Raw genomic sequence first — 5459 nt, 5'->3', positions numbered from 1 at the left:
CGCCTCGGGAGCGGTCGGCGTCTCGGGCGCGGCGTCTGCGGCCGGCGCTTCGGCGGGGCTCGCCGGTGCGGTCGGCGCCGCGGCGTGCAGCGCGACGACGTTGGAGGCTGGCGCCGGTACGGGCGGGAAGCGCTTCCAGTAGTCGGCCGGCGGGACCAGCTGCAGTGGATAACCGTTCTCGCTGCGGTCGAGATCGGCGGGCGGCACGCTCAGCCGATTGTCGGCGGCCGGCGCGGTGGCGCGCGCGGTCGCGATCTCGCGCAGGTCGTCGAGCAGCGTCGCCACGGACGCCGACGTCGGCTCGTCGGGCAGACGCGCCTGCTCGATGCTGTCGGCTAGCGCCGACTCGATCGCGAACAGTTTTTCGGCGAGGTCCAGCAGGCCGTAGCGGCCGCTGGCGCCGGCCAGGGTCTGCACTTCGCGGAAGATCAGGCTCAGGCTGTTGATGTCCCAGCCGTCCCGCGCCTGGCGCAGGCCGCGGCGGGTCAGCGTGTCCAGTCGCTTCGGCAGATGCCGCAGGAAGGCCTGCCGCAGTTCCGCGCTCTGCTGGGAGTCGTCCTGCTTGTGCATTCGCGAAACCCGCAATCCATCCAGTTCGTTGAAATATATCACGCGCTCTACGATGCCCGGACCGGTCCGCCGCCGTCGCGCGGCAGCGTGGTGCGGCAATGTATACCGCGGCGACGGCCGCCGCCGTCAACCCTTGAACGGCTGCACCACGACCAGGATCACGATGCCGATCAGCAGCAGCGCCGGCACTTCGTTGAAGATGCGCAGCCAGCGCGACGAACGCGTGCAGCGGTCCTCGGCGAACTCGCGCGTGAGCCGGACCAGATAGCCGTGGTAGGCGTAGAGCAGGACCACGAGCAGCAGCTTGGCGTGCAGCCACGCATTGGCCTTGAAGTAGCCGGGCACGTGCATGAGCCACCAGGCCAGGGTGGCGACGCCGAAGATCAGGGTCAGGGTCGCGCCGATGTTCGTCATCACGAGCAGGCGCCGCTCCATGATCTTGAACCGTTCGCGCACCACGCTCTCGCTCGCTTCGGCGTGGTAGACGAACAGCCGCGGCAGATAGAACAGGCCGGCGAACCAGGTGACGACGGCGATGACGTGGAAGGCCTTGAGCCAGAGCATGGGCAGGGGCGTCGAGTCGGCGGGGCGGCAGTATAGCGACCGCGCTGCGGCTTGACCGCGTTGGGGTGGGGGGCTATAAGGCCCGGCACCCTGTCGTTCCCACGATGAGTCCGCTTTCCTCCGTCGGTAAGCGTGTCCGGTCTGTTCCCTATGTCACGCAGTGCCTCGCCGCGCTTCATCGTCCAGCCGCACGATCCGGCCGCCGCGCGGCGCCGGCTGCTGCTGCTATCGATGCTGTGGCTGGCCAGTCTCGCCGTGGCCGTGTTCGGCGGCTGGCTGCTCTCGCGCGTGCCGGTCAGCGGACCGGACCCGGCCGAGTTCGCGCGCCTGCAAAGCGAGAACGCCGCGCTGAAGCAGCACGTCGCCGTGCTCGAGCGCGCCGACCAGGTCGACAAGGTCGCGAGCTCCGATCTGCAGCAGACCCTGCGCGAGCGCGAGGAAGAAATCGCCGGCCTGCGTACCGACCTCGGCTTCTACGCGCGGCTGGTCGGCGGCGGCGCGCGCCGCGAAGGCCTGGCCGTGCACTCGGTCCACGTCGAGCCGGTCAAGGATTCCAGCGCCTGGAACGTCGTCGTGACCCTGACCCAGAACATGAAGCGTTCGCAGAGCAGCGAAGGCCGCCTGCAGATCGCGATCGAAGGCGTGGCCAACGGCCAGCTCAAGAACCTGAGCTGGAGCGAGCTCGCCGCCGGCGAGGCTGCGGGCCTGCCGTTCTCGTTCAAGTATTTCCAGCGCGTCTCGGGCACGGTGATGCTGCCCGCGGGCTTCACCCCGAATCGCATCAAGGTGGTTGCCGAGGCCACGGGGGGCGGCGGCCGGGTCGAACAAGGATTTGCCTGGAACGAAGCCCAGGCAGCCGAGGAGAGCAGCAATGTTCAGCAGTAAGAAGAGCAACGGCAAGGCGTCCTACAGCACGACGACATTGATCGCCAAGGGCACCGTGATCCGCGGCGACCTGAGCTTCACCGGCGCGATCTATCTCGAAGGCCGCATCGAAGGCACCCTGCGCGCCGAAGGCGACGACGCCTGCCTGACGCTCAGCGACCAGGGCGCCATCGTCGGCGAGATCCACGCACCGCGCGTCGTGCTGAACGGCCAGGTCAAGGGCGACGTGCATGCGTCCGAGCGTCTGGAGCTCGCCGAGGCGGCGCGCATCGAGGGCGACATCTACTACAAGGTGCTCGAGATGGCCGCCGGCGCGCAGATCAATGGCAAGATGGTGCATCAGGCCGAGGCGCCGAAGCGCCTGCCGGCGCCGGGCGTTGCCAACGCCAACGCCGCCGGCGCCGAACCCGCTTGAGACGGCGGCCCGCCGCCCTGATCTAGCGTTTCCGGAATCCCTTGCCGCCCCGATTGCCATGAGCGAAACGCCGAGCTACCAGACCGCCCTCGACCAGCCGCTGATCTTCAGCGACGCGGCCGCGCACAAGGTGCGCGAACTGATTTCCGAAGAGGGCAATCCGGACCTCAAGCTGCGCGTCGCGATCAGCGGCGGCGGCTGTTCCGGTTTCCAGTACGGTTTCAGCTTCGACGAGGAACGCGCCGAGGACGACTTCGCGATCGAGAACGGCGGCGTCATCCTGGTCGTGGATCCGCTGTCGCTGCAGTACCTCATGGGCGCGGAGATCGACTACACCGAGTCGCTGACCGGCGCGCAGTTCGTCATCCGCAATCCCAACGCGAAGACGACCTGCGGCTGCGGTTCGTCGTTCACCGTCTGAGGCCGGCGTGAGCGCCAGCCTGCGCAGCCGTGGCAATGTCTTCGCGGCGCTGGCGCTGGAGCGCGCGGCCGAGCGCCGCGACGACGCCGAATGGCTGGCTGCCCTGCGCGCCGACGCCCGCGCGCGCTACGTCGTTCTGAATCCCGACGGCCGCGGCCTGGCCCGCGCCGATCGCGGCGGGCTGCGCATGCTCGAGGAGGCCGAGCGCCGGGCGTATTGGCCCGAGGCGCCGGTCGCGTTCCTCGGCGCCGACGACACGGCCAGTTACTTCGCCGTCGCCGCGACGGCGGTAGACGCCGACGCGGCCGGCGCGACCCTGCAAGGCCGGTGGATGGACCTGCGCGCGGCCGGCCTCGGCCTGCCGGCCTTCGACGCCGGCCTGTTCGCCTATGCGCGCGCGCTGCTGTTCTGGCAGACGCGCGTGCGCTATTGCGGCGCCTGCGGCCACGCGACCACCTTGGTCTCGGCCGGTCACAAGGCGCTGTGCACGAATCCCGACTGCCGCCTCGAACATTTCCCGCGCACCGATCCGGCCATCATCGTCATCGTCGGCTGGCGCGACGCCTGCCTGCTCGGCCGCCAGCCCGGCTGGCCCGAAGGACGCTGGTCGACCTTGGCCGGCTTCGTCGAGCCGGGCGAGTCGCTCGAGGACGCGGTCCGGCGCGAGGTGTTCGAGGAAGCCGGCGTGCGCGTCGAGGAGAGCGACTATCACTCTTCGCAGCCGTGGCCGTTCCCGGCCTCGCTGATGCTCGGCTTCAGCGCGCGCGCCGCCGACCCGGCGATCCAGGTCGGCCCGGAGCTCGCCGAAGCGCGCTGGTTCGAGGTCGACGACATCGTGCGCGGGCTGGCCGACCGCAGCCTCGTGCTGCCGCCGCCGCTGTCGGTGTCGCATCGCCTGATCGAGCACTGGCTGCGCGAGACCAGCGGACTGGAGCTCGCGACCCTGATGCACGACGAGCCCTGGCTCAAGCCGAAGGCGCCGTAGGGGCGAAAGACCGGCCTGCGGCGCCCGGGCGCAGGGCTTTCCGGCGCGGACTCCGCACTCGGCCGCCCCGTGCTCGACTCCCGCGCATCCGTCCTCTCGCCTGGTCCATGGCGTCCGGCAGCCTGCGGACCGCGCGAGCCCGCTACAATCGGGCCAACCTCGCCAGCGCCCGCCCCATGGCCATCCACCTGCTCGCCGTCCTCGTCGTCTTCGCCCTGGCCCAGGGCCTGCCCGATCTCGCCCGGCTGCGCGACTTCAGCCGCCTGCGCGTCTGGCTCGGCGTGCTGACCCGGGTCGGCGGCGGCGCGCGCAGCGCGCTCGGTATCTTTGTCCCGGTTTTGATTTGTGCATTCATCCAGTGGCTGCTCAACGGCTGGATGTTCGGGCTCCTCGCGTTCGCGTTCGCGGTCTGCGTGCTCTGGTACAGCTGGGGACCGCGCGACCTGTCCGAAGACGTCGACGCCGTCGTCAAGGCGCCCGACAGCGATCGCCGCATCGCCGCGGCGCAGCAGTTGCGTCCCGACGGCGACGAAGCTGCGCTCGCATTCGAGGCGCCGGCGCTCGTCGACGCGGCGTTCCAGTCCGCGCTCAAGCGCTGGTTCGGCGTGCTGTTCTGGTTCCTGCTGCTCGGCCCCTTCGGCGCGCTGCTGTACCGGTTGACCCAGCTGCTGGCCTGGTCGCCGACCCTGGCCGAGCTGCAGAGCGAGGAAGGCCGCCGGCTCGCGCGGCGTCTGAGCCTGCTGCTGGACTGGGCGCCGGCGCATCTGATGGCGCTCGCGCTCGCGGTCGCGTCGGATTTCGACGCCGTGTTCCAGACCTGGAAGAGCTGGCACGACCGCATGGGCAAGGGTTATTTCAGCCTCGATCTCGGCTTTCTGTCGGCGATCGCGCGCGCCAGCGTCGATGCCGACGTGATCGCCGGCGACGGCTACGCCGAAGACGTCAACGATCCGCTGATCGAACTCGCCGACGCGCGCAACCTGCTCGTGCGCGTGCTCATCGTCTGGCTCGCCGTGACCGGCCTGTTCGTGATCGGCAGCCTGTTCTGACCGTCGCGCCGCGCGCCGGCCAGGCCGGCGGCGGTGCTCGCACGTTTCTCCGACGGGTTCGCTCGGCGCTGCCGCATCTGTCCGGCGTGGCCTGCCGGACGACGGATCTGTCGCGATTCGCGCCTCCGCTCAGCGCCGCTCCTCGGCGCCGTTCGTGAAGATCAGATCGACCTGCCGGTCGCGCCAGCGCGCGAGCAGTTGGCGCAGCGCCTGCGGCGTATTCGCCGCGGCCGGTGCGCCCGGCGTGGCCTGGTTCAGCTGGTTGACGCCGTGGCAGCCGTCGCAGGCGCGGATCTCGCCGGGCTGGAAGCTGATCCAGTAACGCTCGCGCACGACCGGCGTGCCGTCCGGCGCGGTCGAATGCCAGGCCAGCGCGCGCTGCGCCGGCACGAAGGCCGCGACCGAGCCGTCGGCGGCGATCGCCGTGCTGCCGGCCGGACCGCCCGGATTGGCGGCGTTGGCCGCGAGCGCCGGTTTGTCGTGCAGCGGCTGGGCCAGCACGCGGCGCCCGGCGCGCGGCGTCGCGAGCCCGCCGAGGCCGCGGATCTGGTCGCCAGATCGGAAGAGCAC

The 5459-nt window shown here is 70.6% G+C and carries 8 protein-coding genes; 5 read left to right on the top strand and 3 right to left on the bottom strand.

Going from position 1 to position 5459, the window contains the following annotated elements; translation table 11 throughout:
* Positions 1 to 570, bottom strand: a 570-nt coding sequence (locus NON22_RS19745) for an Hpt domain-containing protein (protein ID WP_257388694.1), incomplete at its 3' end; no start/stop codon positions are given.
* Between the two features lie 126 nt (positions 571 to 696).
* Positions 697 to 1134 (bottom strand): protoporphyrinogen oxidase HemJ, encoded by a 438-nt coding sequence (hemJ, locus tag NON22_RS19740; RefSeq protein WP_257388693.1) that lies wholly within the window; start codon positions 1132 to 1134, stop codon positions 697 to 699.
* A 150-nt stretch (positions 1135 to 1284) separates the two neighbouring features.
* Between hemJ and NON22_RS19735 the strand changes: the two genes are divergently transcribed.
* The 5 genes from NON22_RS19735 to NON22_RS19715 all read left to right on the top strand — a co-directional run bounded on the left by NON22_RS19735 (position 1285) and on the right by NON22_RS19715 (position 4889).
* A complete protein-coding gene (locus tag NON22_RS19735) occupies positions 1285 to 2019 on the top strand; it encodes a DUF6776 family protein (RefSeq protein ID WP_257388692.1) in 735 nt (244 codons plus the stop codon).
* Entirely contained in the window at positions 2006 to 2434 is a 429-nt protein-coding gene (locus NON22_RS19730; RefSeq protein ID WP_257388691.1) for a bactofilin family protein, read from the top strand. Before NON22_RS19735 ends, NON22_RS19730 begins: the two co-directional genes overlap by 14 nt.
* Before the next feature lie 58 nt (positions 2435 to 2492).
* On the top strand, positions 2493 to 2855 hold the full coding sequence (gene erpA / locus NON22_RS19725; protein ID WP_257388690.1) for an iron-sulfur cluster insertion protein ErpA: 363 nt from the start codon (positions 2493 to 2495) through the stop codon (positions 2853 to 2855).
* A gap of 7 nt (positions 2856 to 2862) precedes the next feature.
* Positions 2863 to 3840 (top strand): NAD(+) diphosphatase, encoded by a 978-nt coding sequence (gene nudC, locus NON22_RS19720; protein WP_257388689.1) that lies wholly within the window; start codon positions 2863 to 2865, stop codon positions 3838 to 3840.
* A gap of 176 nt (positions 3841 to 4016) precedes the next feature.
* Positions 4017 to 4889: a beta-lactamase induction protein gene (locus NON22_RS19715; RefSeq protein ID WP_257388688.1), complete on the top strand. Its 873-nt coding sequence runs from the start codon at positions 4017 to 4019 to the stop codon at positions 4887 to 4889.
* A gap of 129 nt (positions 4890 to 5018) precedes the next feature.
* Here the strand turns inward: NON22_RS19715 and NON22_RS19710 are convergent.
* Positions 5019 to 5459: HzsA-related protein (locus tag NON22_RS19710; RefSeq protein WP_257388687.1), on the bottom strand; the 441-nt coding region annotated here is incomplete at its 5' end.

The organism is Tahibacter caeni (genome assembly GCF_024609805.1).
Classification (GTDB): Bacteria; Pseudomonadota; Gammaproteobacteria; order Xanthomonadales; family Rhodanobacteraceae; genus Tahibacter; species Tahibacter caeni.
This window is presented reverse-complemented; position numbering and strand designations above follow the sequence as displayed.

What these genes read in the sequence shown, in the direction of transcription:
- hemJ (WP_257388693.1), bottom strand. Translation starts at nt 1,134, where the DNA reads ATGCTCTGGCTCAAGGCCTTCCACGTCATCGCCGTCGTCACCTGGTTC.
- NON22_RS19735 (WP_257388692.1), top strand. Translation starts at nt 1,285, where the DNA reads ATGTCACGCAGTGCCTCGCCGCGCTTCATCGTCCAGCCGCACGATCCG.
- NON22_RS19730 (WP_257388691.1), top strand. Translation starts at nt 2,006, where the DNA reads ATGTTCAGCAGTAAGAAGAGCAACGGCAAGGCGTCCTACAGCACGACG.
- erpA (WP_257388690.1), top strand. Translation starts at nt 2,493, where the DNA reads ATGAGCGAAACGCCGAGCTACCAGACCGCCCTCGACCAGCCGCTGATC.
- NON22_RS19715 (WP_257388688.1), top strand. Translation starts at nt 4,017, where the DNA reads ATGGCCATCCACCTGCTCGCCGTCCTCGTCGTCTTCGCCCTGGCCCAG.